General features: G+C 39.2%; 17 protein-coding genes and 1 pseudogene. 6 read left to right on the top strand and 12 right to left on the bottom strand.

Annotated features, from left to right (window positions below; translation table 11 throughout):
• The first annotated feature begins 110 nt into the window (after window positions 1–110).
• Entirely contained in the window at window positions 111–1,334 is a 1,224-nt protein-coding gene (locus AA974_RS05190; protein WP_064433700.1) for a sugar MFS transporter, read from the top strand.
• Between the two features lie 216 nt (window positions 1,335–1,550).
• Here the strand turns inward: AA974_RS05190 and AA974_RS05185 are convergent, their stop codons facing one another.
• The 5 genes from AA974_RS05185 to AA974_RS05165 form a co-directional block, all read right to left on the bottom strand.
• Entirely contained in the window at window positions 1,551–2,102 is a 552-nt protein-coding gene (locus AA974_RS05185) for a hypothetical protein (RefSeq protein ID WP_064433699.1), read from the bottom strand.
• Between the two features lie 120 nt (window positions 2,103–2,222).
• Entirely contained in the window at window positions 2,223–3,056 is an 834-nt protein-coding gene (locus AA974_RS05180; RefSeq protein WP_064433698.1) for a transporter substrate-binding domain-containing protein, read from the bottom strand.
• A 50-nt stretch (window positions 3,057–3,106) separates the two neighbouring features.
• Window positions 3,107–3,853, bottom strand: a complete 747-nt coding sequence (locus AA974_RS05175) for an amino acid ABC transporter ATP-binding protein (protein WP_064433697.1) — start codon at window positions 3,851–3,853, stop codon at window positions 3,107–3,109.
• Between the two features lies 1 nt (window position 3,854).
• The gene (locus tag AA974_RS05170; protein ID WP_064433696.1) at window positions 3,855–4,526 is read right to left on the bottom strand and encodes an amino acid ABC transporter permease; all 672 of its coding nucleotides are present in this window, start codon (window positions 4,524–4,526) and stop codon (window positions 3,855–3,857) included.
• 2 nt (window positions 4,527–4,528) lie between these two features.
• The gene (locus AA974_RS05165) at window positions 4,529–5,182 is read right to left on the bottom strand and encodes an amino acid ABC transporter permease (RefSeq protein WP_064433695.1); all 654 of its coding nucleotides are present in this window, start codon (window positions 5,180–5,182) and stop codon (window positions 4,529–4,531) included.
• A 179-nt stretch (window positions 5,183–5,361) separates the two neighbouring features.
• Here AA974_RS05165 and AA974_RS05160 point away from each other — a divergent pair, with 179 nt between their 5' ends.
• The gene (locus AA974_RS05160) at window positions 5,362–7,452 is read left to right on the top strand and encodes a carbon starvation CstA family protein (protein WP_196207222.1); all 2,091 of its coding nucleotides are present in this window, start codon (window positions 5,362–5,364) and stop codon (window positions 7,450–7,452) included.
• A 300-nt stretch (window positions 7,453–7,752) separates the two neighbouring features.
• On the opposite strand, the gene hofH is transcribed toward AA974_RS05160, so the two are convergent.
• Together hofH and pgi are read right to left on the bottom strand one after the other, a co-directional pair.
• A complete protein-coding gene (gene hofH / locus AA974_RS05155; RefSeq protein ID WP_064433693.1) occupies window positions 7,753–9,168 on the bottom strand; it encodes an outer membrane beta-barrel protein HofH in 1,416 nt (471 codons plus the stop codon).
• Window positions 9,169–9,471: 303 nt separating this feature from the next.
• A complete protein-coding gene (gene pgi, locus AA974_RS05150; protein ID WP_064433692.1) occupies window positions 9,472–11,109 on the bottom strand; it encodes a glucose-6-phosphate isomerase in 1,638 nt (545 codons plus the stop codon).
• Window positions 11,110–11,173: 64 nt separating this feature from the next.
• Here pgi and AA974_RS05145 point away from each other — a divergent pair.
• Window positions 11,174–12,339: pseudogene (locus AA974_RS05145) on the top strand (HP1165 family MFS efflux transporter).
• Window positions 12,340–12,346: 7 nt separating this feature from the next.
• Here the strand turns inward: AA974_RS05145 and AA974_RS05140 are convergent.
• Both AA974_RS05140 and ccoS read right to left on the bottom strand, forming a co-directional pair.
• Window positions 12,347–13,321 (bottom strand): NAD(P)-binding domain-containing protein, encoded by a 975-nt coding sequence (locus AA974_RS05140; RefSeq protein WP_064433691.1) that lies wholly within the window; start codon window positions 13,319–13,321, stop codon window positions 12,347–12,349.
• A 23-nt stretch (window positions 13,322–13,344) separates the two neighbouring features.
• A complete protein-coding gene (gene ccoS, locus AA974_RS05135; protein WP_001090948.1) occupies window positions 13,345–13,536 on the bottom strand; it encodes a cbb3-type cytochrome oxidase assembly protein CcoS in 192 nt (63 codons plus the stop codon).
• A 123-nt stretch (window positions 13,537–13,659) separates the two neighbouring features.
• Here ccoS and AA974_RS05130 point away from each other — a divergent pair, with 123 nt between their 5' ends.
• From AA974_RS05130 to ybeY, 3 genes are all read left to right on the top strand, one after another.
• Complete coding sequence (locus tag AA974_RS05130; RefSeq protein WP_064433690.1) at window positions 13,660–14,241, top strand: DedA family protein; 582 nt, start codon at window positions 13,660–13,662, stop codon at window positions 14,239–14,241.
• 90 nt (window positions 14,242–14,331) lie between these two features.
• Window positions 14,332–14,826: a flavodoxin gene (locus AA974_RS05125; RefSeq protein ID WP_064433689.1), complete on the top strand. Its 495-nt coding sequence runs from the start codon at window positions 14,332–14,334 to the stop codon at window positions 14,824–14,826.
• Between the two features lie 54 nt (window positions 14,827–14,880).
• A complete protein-coding gene (ybeY, locus tag AA974_RS05120) occupies window positions 14,881–15,309 on the top strand; it encodes an rRNA maturation RNase YbeY (protein WP_064433688.1) in 429 nt (142 codons plus the stop codon).
• An 82-nt stretch (window positions 15,310–15,391) separates the two neighbouring features.
• Here the strand turns inward: ybeY and AA974_RS08245 are convergent, their stop codons facing one another.
• The 3 genes from AA974_RS08245 to proC are packed head-to-tail and all read right to left on the bottom strand — an operon-like array spanning window position 15,392 to window position 16,728.
• Entirely contained in the window at window positions 15,392–15,547 is a 156-nt protein-coding gene (locus AA974_RS08245; RefSeq protein ID WP_328287324.1) for a cAMP-induced cell filamentation protein, read from the bottom strand.
• A 23-nt stretch (window positions 15,548–15,570) separates the two neighbouring features.
• Window positions 15,571–15,927: a Fic family protein gene (locus AA974_RS05115; protein WP_328287320.1), complete on the bottom strand. Its 357-nt coding sequence runs from the start codon at window positions 15,925–15,927 to the stop codon at window positions 15,571–15,573.
• Window positions 15,928–15,954: 27 nt separating this feature from the next.
• Window positions 15,955–16,728, bottom strand: coding sequence for a pyrroline-5-carboxylate reductase (gene proC / locus AA974_RS05110; RefSeq protein WP_064433687.1), 774 nt, complete (start codon window positions 16,726–16,728; stop codon window positions 15,955–15,957).
• Window positions 16,729–16,740 lie beyond the last annotated feature (12 nt).

Raw genomic sequence — 16,740 nt, 5'->3', positions numbered from 1 at the left:
GCATTTTTTACCCATTTTGTGGCTTTTTTCCTTAATTTGGGTAGTTTATTATCTCAAAACAATTACAATAGCATTATTATTATTGTATCAGTTCAATCAAAGGAAATGGTATGCAAAAAACTTCTAACACTTTGGCGCTGGGGAGTTTAACAGCGTTATTCTTCTTAATGGGTTTTATCACGGTTTTAAACGATATTTTAATCCCGCATTTAAAACCCATTTTTGACTTGACCTATTTTGAAGCTTCGCTCATTCAATTTTGCTTTTTTGGGGCGTATTTCATCATGGGAGGCGTTTTTGGGAATGTGATCAGTAAAATCGGCTACCCTTTTGGCGTGGTGCTTGGCTTTGTGATCACAGCGAGCGGGTGCGCGTTGTTTTATCCGGCGGCGCATTTTGGCTCTTACGGGTTTTTCTTGGGGGCGTTGTTTATTTTAGCGAGCGGGATTGTGTGCTTACAAACCGCCGGTAATCCCTTTGTAACCTTGCTTTCAAAAGGTAAAGAAGCCAGAAACTTGGTTTTAGTCCAGGCGTTTAATTCGCTTGGCACGACTTTAGGGCCTATTTTTGGGAGCTTGTTGATTTTTAGCACAACTAAAATGGGCGATAATGCGAGTTTGATAGATAAATTAGCGGACGCTAAAAGCGTTCAAATGCCTTATTTGGGCTTGGCAGTGTTTTCGCTTCTTTTAGCGCTCATTATGCATCTTTTGAAATTGCCTGATGTGGAAAAAGAAATGCCCAAAGAGACGACGCAAAAAATCCTGTTTTCGCACAAATACTTTGTTTTTGGGGCTTTAGGAATCTTTTTCTATGTGGGGGGAGAAGTTGCGATTGGCTCATTCTTGGTGCTAAGCTTTGAAAAGCTTTTGAATTTAGACCCTCAATCAAGCGCGCATTACTTGGTGTATTATTGGGGCGGTGCGATGGTGGGCCGTTTCTTAGGCAGTGTTTTGATGAATAAAATTACCCCTAACAAATACCTGGCTTTCAACGCCTTAAGCTCTATTGTTCTCATTGCTTTAGCCATTGTCATTGGAGGCAAGATCGCTTTATTCGCTCTGACTTTTGTGGGCTTTTTCAACTCTATCATGTTCCCTACAATCTTTTCTTTGGCTACGCTCAATTTAGGGCATCTCACTTCTAAGGCTTCTGGGGTGATTAGCATGGCGATTGTAGGAGGAGCGTTAATCCCTCCCATTCAAGGCGTGGTTACAGACATGCTAACAGCAACCGAGTCAAATTTGCTCTACGCTTATGGTGTGCCGTTGTTATGCTATTTTTATATCCTCTTCTTTGCGCTTAAAGGGTATAAGCAAGAAGAAAACTCCTAAAAAAGGGGGGGTTTCTCTTTTACTTTCTTTGTTTTTCTTTTAGCTTGTTTTTAAAAATTTAAAAATGCTAAATAAGGTTTGATTGGTTAGCGTTTGAAATCAAAAGGCATGCATTTTAAAATTTTTAAGATGCGATCACAAATATCCCAACGAATAAGAAAAATCTCCTAACCACAAAAGATTAAGAGATTTTAAGAATGAAGCAAAGAATAAAGACTAGTAAATAGGTTTGGCGTCTTTGAATTTATATTCTGTAAGAAAACCGGTGCCATCAAAATTACCCACTAAAGAGATCTTTGCAATATCGCCCACTTGGCAATCTGTTTCTAAAATAAGATAAGGCACTTCATCTTTACCGATTAAAGTAACCACTCGGCCCTTTTTTTCACGGCTTTGCTTGGGGAACTCTTTAGGATCAAGACCTGTGGTATTATCGCCGGTTTGGAGCATTCTAAAAGCATAGCACATGCCATCATTGATTTGAGTGCTATAAATCTTGCCTTTTTTAACTTCTTTTTTAACTCCCGGTTTGAGCGCGATGCGTATTTCTGAGTGGATCTCAGCTTCTTGCATTTTGCCTTTATAATCTCGCACCTGCACCTTATGCATGCCATTAGGGTCTCCCTTTTTAAGCAGAGAATCTTCATAGCTGAATTTTTGAATGTCTAAATCCCCATCAACAAAACTCCTAGCATCAAGCTGAACGCTCAAAAGCCCTAGCAACCCAACCAATGAAAATTTCAAACAACGCTTATAAAAATGATTCATCAACAAATCCTTTCAATGTAAAATCAAACAAATATATCTCAAAATTAAAAACAAAAAGATCACAAAACCGCTAATTTAACAATCAAAACACGCTCCATCAAGAAAACAAAGCCTAAAAAATCATTCAAAAATGATTTCTTCCGGTTTGATTCCATCGCCATAAACAGGCTTTAAAGTTTCCTTATAAGCTTCTTTTAAGAAGTCGCTAGAAATGAGGGAATCCATTTCGTTATCCAACCATTCTAAAAGCTTAGGGTTGCCTTTTTTAATCGCTGGAGCGATCACATCCTTATCGCCAAGGCTTGTAATGCCTAATTTAAACTCAGGGTGCTGTTTCGCCCAAGCGAGCAATAAAGTGTTGTCATGGGCTAGAGCGATAGCCTTATTGTTTAAAAGGGCTAAAAAAGTCTCTGTGTTTTGCTCAAATTTCAAAAGCTTGATATTGGGGTAATTTTTAGTGAAATAGAAATCCGCTGTCGTGCCTTTATTCACAATTAACTCTTTATCTTTCAACTCTTCTATATTTTTAATGGCCCCGTCTTTAGAAATCACCCCCAAAGCGACTTTCATATACGGCTTAGCAAAATCCACGACTTTTTCTCTTTCTTTAGTGCGCGTGAAATTAGCCATGATAATATCCACTTTATTGGCTTTTAAAAATTCCACCCTAGCTGAAGCTTCTACAGGAATAAACTCAATCTTATTTTCATCGCCCAATAAATCAAGGGCCATGCGTTTAGCAATGACTACATCATAGCCTTGATATTTCCCTTTAGAATCCACAGAGCCAAAAGGAGGCTTATCGCTAAAAACCCCCACTTTTAAAACCCCTCTTTGTTTAATGACTTCCAAAGCGTCCTTTTTTTCTTTATGGCTATCAGAACATGCACTAAAGACTAAAGCGATTAAAACTAAAAACAGCCTCCATACCTTAAAAAGCCCGTTTGTTTTCATAAAAACACCTTTTTTTTTGAAATTAAAATCATCTTTTTAGCAAACTTTATTTAACAATTCCCTAAAAAATGAAAAGTTTCTAAAAATTTTTGCGCTCTTTGAGATTTTGGGTTATTAAAAAATTCTTTAGCACTGTTTTCTTCAGCGATCTTACCGCTATCAAAAAACACGATTTTATGAGCGATTTTTTGCGCGAATTTCATTTCATGCGTTACAATCACCATGCTCATGCCCGTTGTGGCTAATTCTAAAATCACTTCTAAAACTTCTTTAACCATTTCAGGGTCTAAAGAGGCGGTCACTTCATCAAAAAGCATGATTTTTGGCCGCATGCACAAAGAACGCACGATGGCTACTCGCTGTTTTTGCCCGCCGCTCAATTCTTTAGGGTAAGCTTGTTGTTTGCGCTCCAAACCCACTCGTTTTAAAAGCTCTATGGCTTGAGAAAGGGCCTCATCTTTGGATCGTTTTTGCACTTTTAAAGGAGCAAGTAAGATATTATCTAGCACATTTAAATGCGGGAACAATTCATAATTTTGAAACACCATGCCTATTTTTTGGCGCATTTTATTCCAATTAGTGGCCTTGGTGTTAAGGTTAGTGTTTTCAAAAAGAATTTCACCTTCATCAATCTTTTCAAGCCCGTTTAGGCATTTTAAAAAAGTGCTTTTCCCGCACCCGCTAGGCCCTAAAATCACTGCCACTTCACCCTTATTTAAAGTGAAATTGATGCCGTCTAAAACCAAATGGTTTTGATAGGTTTTTTTTAACCCTTTGGTTTCTAAAATCACGCTCATTTTACCCTCTAATGTATTGGAATTTTTTTTCTAAATAGGAACTATACAGGCTCAAACTATAGCATAAACTAAAATAAAACATTAAGATAACGCCATAAACCACAAAGCTCGCATTGGGCATGCGTAAGAGATTAAGTTCTATGATTTGCTGGCCCGCTTTTAACAAATCAATCGCTCCAATGAGAGAGACTAAAGCCGTGGTTTTAATCATGCGCGTGAATAAATTAAGGCTTGAGGGCAGTAAAGACAAAAAGCTTTGGGGGAAAATAATGTTAAAAACCACCCTTTTTGAATCCATGCCTAAAGCCAGAGCGCTTTCTATTTGGTGTTTGCTCACGGAAGTTAAAACCCCTCTGGTTAAATCCATCATTTCAGCGCCACCCCACAAGCTAAAAACAATAACGCTCGCTAAAACAGCGCTAATATGCAAATCAAACAGGCTCGCTAACCCAAAATACACAATAAAAAGCCATGCTAAAAGCGGGATAATGCGGATGCTTTCTAAATACACACGACACGCCAAAACCACTATTTTAGAACCAAACGCCATCAAGCTCCCCAAAAGCATTCCAACAATGATGGAAATAACCGCAGAGCTAAGAGCGATCAAAAGAGTGGTTTCAAACCCTTCTAACAAACGCTTAAGATTGTCTAATTCTAGTAAAACTCCCATTTTTAAGCCACTTTCTTTTTGAAGAAACGCTCTAAGATCACAAACAAAACGCTTAAAGGGAGCAAAGCGATCAAGTAAGTGATGCTTAACATCAAAAGGCTTTCAGTCGTTTTATAATAAATGCCAATAAAATCTTTCGCCACAAACATAATATCGGTTAGGGCTATCGCGCCCACCACAGAAGTTTCTTTGAGTAAAAAAATCACATTCGCCCCTATAGAAGGCATAGAAACGCTTAAACTTTGAGGCAGAATGATGTAATACACCATTTTCAAAGGGCTAAACCCTAAACTCAAAGCGCTTTCTTTTTGAATGGAAGCTAAGCTTTTAAACCCAAGCAAAAAACTTTGACTCATATACCCCCCACCTAAAAACCCTAACGCTAAAATCGCACACTCTAAAGCGCTCAAACCGATTTCATTCAACCCGTAATACAAAAAGAAAAGCTGGATGAGTAGGGGCGTGTTCCTGGCGATTTCGCTATAGATATAGACGATAGGGGAGATAAAGCGCGTTTTAAAATACAAAATGAGCGTGCACAAAAACCCCACCAAAAGAGAGAGCAAAATCCCAAAGAAAGAAATATAAAGCGTGAGTTCTAACCCCTTAAAAAACGCAGGGATGGAGCGAAACATAAAATCCCAATCTAATGCCATAACGCTATACCTTAAAATTAATGACGCTTTAAAGCATCATGTTTAAAAACAGCTCTTATTCACCTTAATTGTTAGAAGTTTGGAAAAACCAAGCCTTTACATGGAAAGTTTTTGAGCCATTCAGTCCCTATTCAAAGAAAATTTGAATTATAATAAAGAACTGGCTGAAATTAACAACAATGGTTAAACAATCATTAAATGGAGAGGACATGCAAAAAAGTTTAGTTTCTTTGGCTTGGGTTTTTGCCGCTATTTTAGGGGCGATCTGTTTAGGGGTGTTAGCCTTACACAAGGGCGAGAGCATTAACACGCTATGGCTTGTAATAGCGAGCGCTTGCATTTATAGCATAGGCTATCGTTTTTATAGCCATTTTATCGCTTATAGGGTGTTAAAGCTAGATGATAACAGAGCCACGCCTGCATGCGTAAGGAATGATGGCAAGGATTTTGTGCCAACCGATAAAGCGATCACTTTTGGGCATCATTTTGCTGCTATTGCTGGGGCTGGCCCTTTAGTAGGCCCAATATTAGCCGCTCAAATGGGTTACTTGCCCTCTATCTTATGGATTTTGATAGGCTCGGTTTTAGGGGGTTGCGTGCATGATTTTGTGGTGCTTTTTGCTTCCATTAGGCGCGATGGCAAGTCTTTAGGCGAAATGATCAAGCTTGAAATGGGTAAATTTGTAGGCATGATCGCCAGTCTTGGCATTTTAGGGATCATGCTCATTATCATTGCGATTTTAGCGATGGTGGTGGTGAAGGCTTTAGCGCATTCGCCTTGGGGCTTTTTTACGATCGCTATGACCATTCCCATTGCGATTCTTATGGGGCTTTACATGCGGTTTTTCAGGCCGCATAAAATTTTGGAAGTTTCTGTTATTGGCTTTATCCTATTGATTATAGCGATTTATGCGGGTAAATATGTTTCTTTAGATCCTAAATTAGCGTCAATATTCACCTTTGATTCTAGTTCTTTAGCGTGGATGATCATGGGCTATGGTTTTGTGGCTTCTATTTTACCGGTATGGTTTTTACTTGCTCCACGAGATTATTTAAGCACTTTTTTAAAAATTGGCGTTATAGGGGTGTTGGTTGTGGCGATTATTTTTGTCGCTCCGCCCTTACAAATCCCTAAAATCACGCCCTTTGTAGATGGCAGTGGGCCTGTGTTTGCAGGAAGCGTGTTCCCTTTCTTGTTTATCACGGTGGCTTGCGGGACGATTAGCGGCTTTCATGCTTTAATTTCTTCAGGCACGACCCCTAAAATGATCGCTAAAGAAAGCGACGCAAGGCTAGTGGGCTATGGCTCTATGGTGATGGAGAGCGTTGTGGCTCTTATGGCGTTGGTGTGTGCAGGGATTTTACACCCAGGGCTTTATTTCGCTATCAATTCGCCAGAAGTGAGCATCGGTAAAGATATAGCTGATGCGGCTTTGGTGATTAGCTCATGGGGGTTTAATATCAGCGCTGAAGAAATCAGTGAGATGACCAAAAACATCGGCGAAAGCTCCATTTTGAGCCGCACCGGTGGGGCGCCCACTTTTGCGATTGGTTTAGCGATGATTGTGTATCGCATTTTAGGGGATCCAAGCGTGATGGCGTTTTGGTATCATTTTGCGATTTTGTTTGAAGCTTTGTTCATTTTAACCGCTGTGGATGCTGGCACACGAACCGCTCGTTTTATGATCCAAGATTTGCTCGGTAATGTTTATAAGCCTTTGGGTAATCTTAGCTCTTATAAGACTGGGATTTTTGCCACTCTTTTGTGCGTGGCAGGGTGGGGGTATTTCTTGTATCAAGGCACGATTGATCCTAAAGGGGGGATTTATACGCTATGGCCTTTATTTGGCGTGAGCAATCAGATGTTAGCGGGCATGGCGTTGTTGTTGGTTACGGTGGTGTTGTTTAAAATGGGGCGTTTTAAGGGAGCGATGATAAGCGCCTTGCCGGCAGTTTTGATTTTAGCGATCACTTTTTATAGCGGTATTTTAAAGGTGGTGCCAAAGAGCGATGATAGCGTGCTTAATAATGTCTCGCATGTGGCACAAATGCAAATCATCAAAGAAAAAATCGCGCTCACTACCGATGAAAAAGCGCTAAAAACGCTCCAAAAATCCTTTTTTAACCACGCTATTGATGCGATTTTGTGCGTGTTTTTCATGCTTGTAGCGCTACTAGTCTTAATAGTGAGTGTTAGGATTTGCTCAAACGCTTATTTTAAAAATAAAATTTATCCGCCGCTGGCTGAAACGCCCTATATCAAAGCCTAAAAAAGGGGTTTTAACCCCCCTTTAAAGGAAAAAAGTTTGACCTTGTTCGTGAAGCGCTCAAACACTAAAGATGTTTGGGATTTCTGCTTTGGTTTTTAAAAAGCTATCGCTTGATTTTTAACAAACTCTTTATTATTTTCTAAAAATGCTAAAAGCTCAATTTCAAAGATGATTTAAAGATGATGGATATTTTGCTTAACGGGTATGATTTAAAAAGGGCTTTTGCTTGAAAAGAAATTTATATATAGAAATTAGAGAAACGGCGTTAAAAAACGCCTACTCTATTTTGTGATCATAGTATCAAAATGACGCTATAAGGGCCGTGTATAACGCGCTCCTGTCAGAATAAAGGGCAGGGAAGTTTTTAGGCACAGGCCCGTTTTCACCCGGTTTAAAGCCTTTGTTAGTATGCACGCCATAATATGAAAGATCGATGCTGCCGCTCAGATATTCAGAGAATTTATAGCCTAAAGAGATCATCGCTCTTGCTTCCCAAGAAACCACTGAATTGGAGTATTGTGTGGCGAATTTCCATGTGAATTTTTTGGCAAAATGAGTGCCACCACAAGAAAGTAAAATGGTAGCGGCGTCTCTTTTAAGGGCTGTGCCTGAAAAACCAGCATACACGCTGTTACCTGACATTATCACACCGCTTGGATTACCCATATTGCCTATCCAACCATTAGCGTTTTGAAAGACTTTATAAAAAGCGATTGAAACATTGTAATTGTTTATATCAAAGCGTTGGCGGATAATGAGGTTTTGCCCGTTTTGAGTGGCAGGCGTGTCGTATCTATAGACTGGACTCCCATTGGATTTAACGATCATCCAAGGGTAGTAAATGGGAAAAAACCCTATGATAGCTGTATCAGAGCGAAAGCCTGTGCCGCTAAAATTAGGGTTAGAGTCCCAACCAATCTTAACGCCCGGAGCGTTAAAGATTTGAGGCGAAAGGTAATAAAAGCCTTCTATGAGAAAACGATGAGGTTTATAGGTGAGTTGCACCGCATGCGTGCCATAAAGCACCTTTTGCCCATGGCTATCGTAACCTCCCTTATCGTTTTTGGTAAAGCCTCCGCTATAAGTGGTCCTAGCGGCAAACCAATCCATCAAAAACGAACCATAGGCGAATGCCCTACCCCATGAGCTAAACCAAGTCAAGCGCGCATGCTTGTATTGTCCAGAAACTTGAAAGCCTTGCGTTTGACCGCTTTTATAAGGCATAGTGGATAAATAGCGTCCGGCTTTTATTTCAAAATAATTTTTATAGGCATATTCTAAATACGCATCGCTAAAGACATAATTGCGGACATTTTTATTGTATTTCATGTTCTGTGTCGCTAAATCATCGCTTTGTAAGATGTTTGTATAACCCCCCATGAACCCATCATAATAACCAAAGAGATTGTAAGCTACAGATCCGTCTTCAAACTTCTTCGTGCCGTCATAGAAAATAGATCCCACCATGCCCCCTATTTTGCCTTTTAGAACATGGTCTGAAACCTTTTTGGGTAACAGGCTAAAACCAAGCCCTAAATAGCCCGCAATCGTTGCGAATTGCTGCATAGGGTAGATGCCTCTTTCTTTATTGATTTTATGCTGGTTAAAACCGATAGTGCTGGATTGATCCACAAAGCCAACGAGCTTAGCTTCAAAACCTTGTAAAGAAGAACTTAAAAATGCCCCAAAGAATAAAACCTGACTTGCCTTTTTCATGCATGCCTCCTAAAATGAGATTGATAAACGCAAATACTTTTAAAGATAAATCTATTCTTTGATTTTTATTATTCTTAGCTTTGAAATAATTATAATATGTAAAATAATGCATATGATGAGAAAGTCAAGCTTTTAAAAGTTAAAAACGATTAATTTGTGGAAAATTTACTCTCTTTAAATTCAAATGGCTAATATATGGCGCTAAAATCCGTTATGATCAACGGATGATTTTGAATGGATCGCTTGAGGATGGGGTTAAGCTTCTTTATTGTTTTGAGGTTTTATCTTGTTATCAAACAAAGCTTATTGGTTGTAATTTTTATACAATTCTATTAAGTGCTTAGTGGAGCTGTCAAAATAAGCGTTGCTTTTATGCCCTTCTAATTCTTGTAAAATCGGCACGGCCAGTTCTTTCCCAAGCTCCACACCCCATTGATCAAAGCTGTTAATATCCCAAATAACCCCTTGCACAAAGACTTTATGCTCATAAAGAGCCACTAGCGCCCCTATATTACTTGGTGAAATCTTTTCTAATAAAAGGATATTAGAGGGGCGGTTGCCAAAAAACACCCTGTGGTGGGCTAAATCTTTGGCTTCATCTTTGTCTAACCCTTTAAAGAGCAATTCCCCAAGCACTTCTTCATAACTCTTGCCTTTCATGAAGGCTTGTGCTTGCGCTAAAACATTGCTGAATAAAATTTCATGATGACCTTTAGCGTTAGGCTTTTTATCTAAGGAAGCGATAAAATCAATGGGTATTAAATGCGTGCCTTGATGCAAGAGCTGGAAAAAGGCGTGCTGAGCGTTAATGCCCATATCGCCCCAAACAACAGGGCATGTGTCATAGGGGATGATTTCGCCTTTTTTGCTGATGCGTTTGCCATTACTTTCCATATCTAATTGCTGAATGAATTTAGGGAAATGCCTTAAATACTGATCGTAAGGAGCGATTAAATGGCTTTTGGATTGGAAAAAATTGATATACCACACGCCAATTAGCCCCATTAAAACGGGTAAATTGCTTTCAAAAGGGGCGTTTCTGAAATGCTCATCCATCAAATACGCTCCTTTCAAAAGAGCGTTAAAATTTTTTTTCCCTAAATAGATCATGATGGATAAGCCAATAGCCGACCACAAACTATAGCGCCCCCCTACAAAATCCCAAAATTCAAACATGTTATGCTCGTCGATGCCAAATTGTTGCACGGCTTCTTTATTGGTGGATACCGCTACAAAGTGCTTAGCGATATGCTTTTCATCGCCGCTTCTTTCTACAAACCATTTCCTGGCGGTTAGGGCGTTGGTTAAGGTTTCTTGAGTGGAAAAAGTCTTAGAAGCCACGATAAAAAGCGTGCTGGCTGGATTGAGTTTTTCTAAAACATCTAAAATCTGTGTGCCATCCACATTAGACACAAAATGCATTTTTAATCTCGGGTGGGCGTAGCGTTTTAAGGCGGTGCAAACCATTAAAGCACCTAAATCTGACCCCCCAATGCCGATGTTGACAATATCGGTGATCACTTGATGGGTATAGCCCAGTCTTTTACCGCTCCTCACGCTATCGCTAAAGGCTCGCATGCGTTTTAAAACGCTCCTTATGCTTTTTAACACTTCCATGTTGTCTAGTAAAATTTCAGTGTCATTCAAGCTTCTTAAAGCGGTGTGTAAAACGGCTCTCTTTTCGGTGGTGTTGATTTTTTCACCCTTAAACATCGCTTCAATTTTTTCTTTTAAAGAGCAGTCATTCGCTAATTCAAAAAGAAGCTTTAAAGTGGTATCGTTCAGGCGGTTTTTGGAATAATCCAAGCTCAAGCTTTCAAATTGCACAAAATATCGACTCGCTCGCTCTTTGTCTTTAGAAAACCAATCGCGCATGTGCACTTCTTTGATTTCTTCATAATGTTTGAGTAATTTTGGATAGGTTTTTAATTGGGTTAGCATCAATACCCCTTCAATTAGAAGATATAACGCTGTATTATAAGCTAGTTTTAATTACAATTTTCAAATGGAAACTTTAAGAAAAAACATTTTAGCTTACTATGGGGCGAAATTTCTCTTAATTATCGCTCAAACTTACCCCATGCGATTTTAACCCCTTTGTTGCTTTCTAAAGGGCTTAGTTTGAGTGGAATCTTGCTCGTGCAAACCTTTTTTAGCTTTTGTGTGCTGGTGGCTGAATACCCAAGCGGCGTTTTAGCGGATTTGATGAGCCGGAAAAATTTATTCCTTGTTTCTAATGTCTTTTTAATCGCTAGCTTTTCGTTTGTGCTATTTTTTGATCTTTATATTTTCATGCTTTTAGCATGGGGTCTGTATGGTTTGTCTAGCGCATGCTCTAGCGGCACGATTGAAGCTTCACTCATCACAAGCATTAAAGAAAACAAAAAGGATTTGTCCCAATTTTTAGCCAAAAACAATCAAATCGCTTATTTGGGCATGATTATAGGGAGTTCTTTGGGGTCGTTTTTGTATCTCAAAGTCCATGCGATGCTGTATATCGTGGGGATTCTTTTAATCATGCTCTGCATGTTAATGATCATGATTTATTTTAAAGAAAATCAAGGAGATTTTAAAAGCCAAAAAAGCCTGAAATTCCTTAAAGAGCAAGTTAAAGGCAGTCTTAAAGAGCTTAAAGATAACCCCAAGCTTAAAATTTTGGTAGTGGGGCATTTGATTACGCCCGTCTTTTTTATGAGCCATTTTCAAATGTGGCAAGCGTATTTTTTAAAACAAGGCATTAAAGAGCAATACCTTTTTATATTTTATATCGCTTTTCAAGCGATTTCCATCCTCATTCATTTTTTAAAAGCTTCAAATTACAGCCAAAAAATCGCCCTAAGTTCGCTTTTGGTGCTACTGGGCGTTAGCCCCTTATTGCTTATGAATATCCCTTATTGTTTCATAGGGGTGTATGCGCTCATGGTGGCGTTTTTCACTTACATGAGTTATTGCTTGGGGTATCAATTCTCCAAATTTGTTTCTAAAAACAACATTTCATCGCTCTCATCGCTTTTATCAAGCGGTGTGCGCGTGGTCTCTGTGCTAATCTTATCGCTCAGCAGTCTGGAATTGCGTTATTTTTCGCCCCTAACTATCATAACCATGCATTTTGCCTTAACGCTTATAGCACTCTTTTTCTTTTTGTATAAGGTTAAGCCGTTTGCTGAGTGAGTTTGCTTTAAGACTGCAACCTTTTAGCGATTTCTATAGCGGCATCATAGCCATGGTTTAAAGCGGTAGCGATGCTCGCCCCTGATTTGAATAAAATATCGCCCACGATGAATAAATTAGGGATATTGTTGCTCTCTAAATTTTCTTTCACTACAGGGATATTGGTGCTAGGATCTAGTTCTAAAGAACAGCGTTTAAAAAATTCTAAAGGGGTAGAGCCGCCGATCGCATACAGCAAGCGATCAAAACTCTCGCTCATGTTATCGGTGAAATTAACCTTAATTTGAGTGCCATCTTCTTCTAGGCTTTCAATATCCACTCCAAGTTTACTTTTAAGCGTGTGATTGCCTAGGACTTCTTGCAGGTTTTTAGCGTTGTCTTCATTGATGCGGCTGAATTCTTTTTTGCGGTAATTGAGAGTGGTAGGGGTGGTTTTACACAAAGCAATGGCGTATTCCACCGCTGAGTTGCCTCCGCCGATCACAAGGGTTTTTTCATTTTCCTTACAATCGTTGATGCTAAAAACCACTTGTTTGGAGAGTGCAACAGGGATTTTGTAAGTAGTAGGGCGGTTTGGCTGGCCCATTTTCCCGATCGCAACCACTACAAATTTAGCATGATAGGTTGTATTAGAAGTGGTGGTGATTTTAAAGTATTCGCCTTCTTTTTTCACGCTCTCAATATCGGTTTTATAGCTTGGCGTGATGTGATGCTCTTTTAAAAGGTTAGTGAAATTCTCTAAAGTCTCTTCTTTAAAGCTGTCTTTAAAAGGGATATGCCCTTTAAGCTCTACGACTTGCTTTTTATAATCTTTATCAATCCTTTTACCGGCTTTATAAAACTTCTCTATCATGCCTGAATGGCTTTCGGTTTTTTCGCATAAAAGCACCTTTTTAACGCCGGCTATTTCGCATTCTACGGCTGTGGCAATGCCCCCAGGCCCTGCGCCCACTATCAACACATCTAAAATTTCTTGGTTCATTTCTGTCCTTTTATTTATTCTTTTTAATTCTCTTGGCGTTTTTCTTGTAAAATTGCTTCGTTCAAATCGCTTGCGCTGTCATACAACACGCTTTCAAGCATGCGTTTTTCATCGTCAAACTGACCGCTTTTAACCCCCCATAAAAACGCTATTAAGCCTACCAATCCCATAAGCACTGAGACCACTAACATGATGGTTAAAATTTCTGTATTCATCTCTATATCTTTTAGGTTATTAGGATAACGCTGTCATTATACTAAAAGATAGCGTTTAAATCACCAATAGGTTGAATAAGTTTGGATAACATGAAAATAAAAACGAATCAAAAGAGGGTTTTTATGCAAGAAGCGTTGTTGCGTTTTCAAGAGGGTTTTAAGGAGTGGGGTTATCTCATTTTATTTGTGTATTCTTTAGGGGGCGGGTATGTGGGGATTGTCATCGCCTCTATTTTGAGTGCTACCACGCACGCTTTGGATATAAAAATAACCATTCTTGTCGCTTTTTTAGGGAATTTAATAGGGAGTGGGGCTCTTGTAGTCTTTGCTCGCTATCAAAAAAGAGAGTTTTTGAAGTATTTTCATAAGCACAGAAGAAAGCTTGCTTTAGCGAGTTTGTGGGTGAAACGCTACGCCTTACTCATGATTTTTGTCAATAAATATTTGTATGGGATTAAAAGCGTTGTGCCTTTGGCGGTTGGTTTTAGCAAATACCCTTTAAAAAGATTTTTATGGCTTAATGTTTTATCCAGTTTTTTGTGGGCGCTGATCGTGGGGAGCGTTTCTTTTCAAGCGAGCGATTGGGTGAAAACTTTGTATGAAAGGCTTTCTCATTATTCTTCGTTTTTTCTTATTGGTTTTGTTCTTATAGCGCTTTTAATATGGTTTTTATTGAAACGATATTCGCACAAAATGGGTTTTTAAGCAAGATTTTTAATTAAATGCGCTAAACTACGCCCACAAGCATTCGCATAAAGCGGGTGCGTTAATATCTTTAAACACAAGGATTGGAATATGGGAAAAATTGGTATCTTTTTTGGGACAGACAGCGGAAACGCTGAAGCTATCGCTGAAAAAATCAGCAAGGCTATTGGTAATGCCGAAGTGGTTGATGTGGCTAAGGCTTCTAAAGAGCAATTTGATAGCTTTACAAAGGTTATTCTAGTCGCTCCAACAGCCGGTGCGGGCGATTTGCAAACAGATTGGGAAGACTTTTTAGGCACATTGGAAGCGAGCGATTTTGCGAATAAAACCATTGGGCTTGTAGGCTTGGGCGATCAAGACACTTACAGCGAAACTTTTGCGGAAGGCATTTTCCACATCTATGAAAAAGCTAAAGCCGGTAAAGTGGTAGGGCAAACTCCCACTGATGGTTATCATTTTGAAGCTTCTAAAGCGGTAGAAGGCGGTAAATTTGTCGGTCTCGTGATTGATGAAGACAATCAAGACGATTTGACGGATGAGAGGATTTCAAAATGGGTGGAACAAATTAAAGGTTCTTTCGCTTAATCTTTATAAGCCCTAAATTTTAGGGCTTTTTTAAACTTCTTTTTTATATCTTTAATGCTAGAAATAGACAACCAAACTCCGCTAGAATCAGACTTTTTATTATTAGAAAAAATCGCAAATTTTTTAGCCCCCACTCAAATCATTGAGCTTATTTTAGTGAGCGGTGAAACCATGCGAGAGATCAACAGGGATTTAAGGGATTGCGATTACGCTACCGATGTTTTGAGCTTCCCTTTAGAGGTTGTTCCTCACGCCCCTTTAGGGAGCGTGGTTATTAACATGCCATTAGCTCAAGAAAACGCCCTGAAATTAGGGCATAGATTAGAAGATGAGATCGCTCTTTTATTCATCCATGGGGTGTTGCATTTGTTAGGCTATGACCATGAAAAGGATAAGGGCGAGCAACGCCAAAAAGAGAGCGAACTCATTAAAGCGTTTAACTTGCCTTTGAGTTTGATTGAACGGATACAGGATCAGTTTTAGATCGCTCTAACGCTGACAAATAAAGCTTTTAATTTTTAAGAATGGTATTTTTAAGATTTGAAAAAATGCTTTTTGGAATTTTTTAAAGCCCTTCATAATAATACGACTGCGTGATGCCTTTAATGAAAGTTAAGGGATCGTTAATATTAGAACTCAAATGCTTTTTTAAAAGCGTTTTGATTTCCAAATCATTCACAGGACTCCTTTTTATTGCGCTTAAATAAGCGGCTTTATCAATCCTATCTTAAAGCACGATTTTTTTCAATTCCTTTTTAAGCAATAAATCAAGCCCCATATCCTAGCCGTTCTGCCATTACCCTCTAAAAAAGGGTGAGCGATATTCATTCCCACATATTTTTCTATGATTTGATTGAAATCGCTTTGCGGCATGCTCTCAATTCTGGGTAAAATCAAATCCAAATACAAGCAGCTAGCGAACCTGAAATTCCCTTTAGCAATGTTTTTATCCCTGATTTTCCCAGCAAATTCATACAACCCTTCAAACAAAAACCGATGGATTTCTTGCAAGCCCTTGATTGTGCCCACTTCTATGGTGTCAATCAGACCGCTTTGGATCAAATGCTTGGCTTTTTCTAAACTCTGCCTGTCTAAATGCATCGTGCTTATTTTTTAAGAGTGTAATTTTTAGAGGTGCATTTTTTTCACGCTCTTATGGCATGCTTTGATAAACACTCCCCTAACCCCCTTTTTTTCTAAAACGCTCAAGCCTTCAATAGTTGTGCCTTTAGGGGTGCAAATTTGCTCTATAATCATCTCGGGGCGTTCTTTTTCTAACAGCTTGGCAAAGCCTTTAAAACTCATCTTCACCAATTCTAAAGAATCTTTAGCGTTCAGACCCTCCCTAATACCGGCGTCTTTCAAACTGCTCGCTACTAAGCTTAAAAACGCAAGCGCGCTCCCGTTTGTCGCCACGCTAGCATCCACCTGCTCTTCATTGCCCACTCGCACGCAATTCCCAAAACTCTCAATGATACTCAAAGCCTTTTGGCTTATTGAAGGCATGGGTGATTTTTCGCACACCGCTGTAGAAGAAAGGGCGAACTTGCTCGCAATATTGGGCATGCATTTGAGGTAATGCAAAGAATTTATCGCATCGCTTAAAGCTTTAAAACCCACGCCGGCTAAAGCGCTCAAAACGCTTTTAGCTTGCCCTTGATAATTAAAATCCTTAAGGTTATAAGGCTTAAAAAGTAAAAACACGAATTTTTGGTGTATATCAATAGCGTTTTTGTAAGGCACGATTTGAGCTTGAATGTTTTTTTCTTGCAAAAAGGGGGCGATTTTTTCAGGGTTTCGCCCAGTAATCTCTAAAATAAAACGCTTGGATAAAATTTCATGAGAGCCTTCTAAAATCGCTTGAGCCATATTCCCATAGCCGATGAATTGCAAGATTTCCATGACACACCTTTT

This window comes from Helicobacter pylori (assembly GCF_001653475.1).
Taxonomy (GTDB): Bacteria; Campylobacterota; Campylobacteria; order Campylobacterales; family Helicobacteraceae; genus Helicobacter; species Helicobacter pylori_CM.
This window is presented reverse-complemented; position numbering and strand designations above follow the sequence as displayed.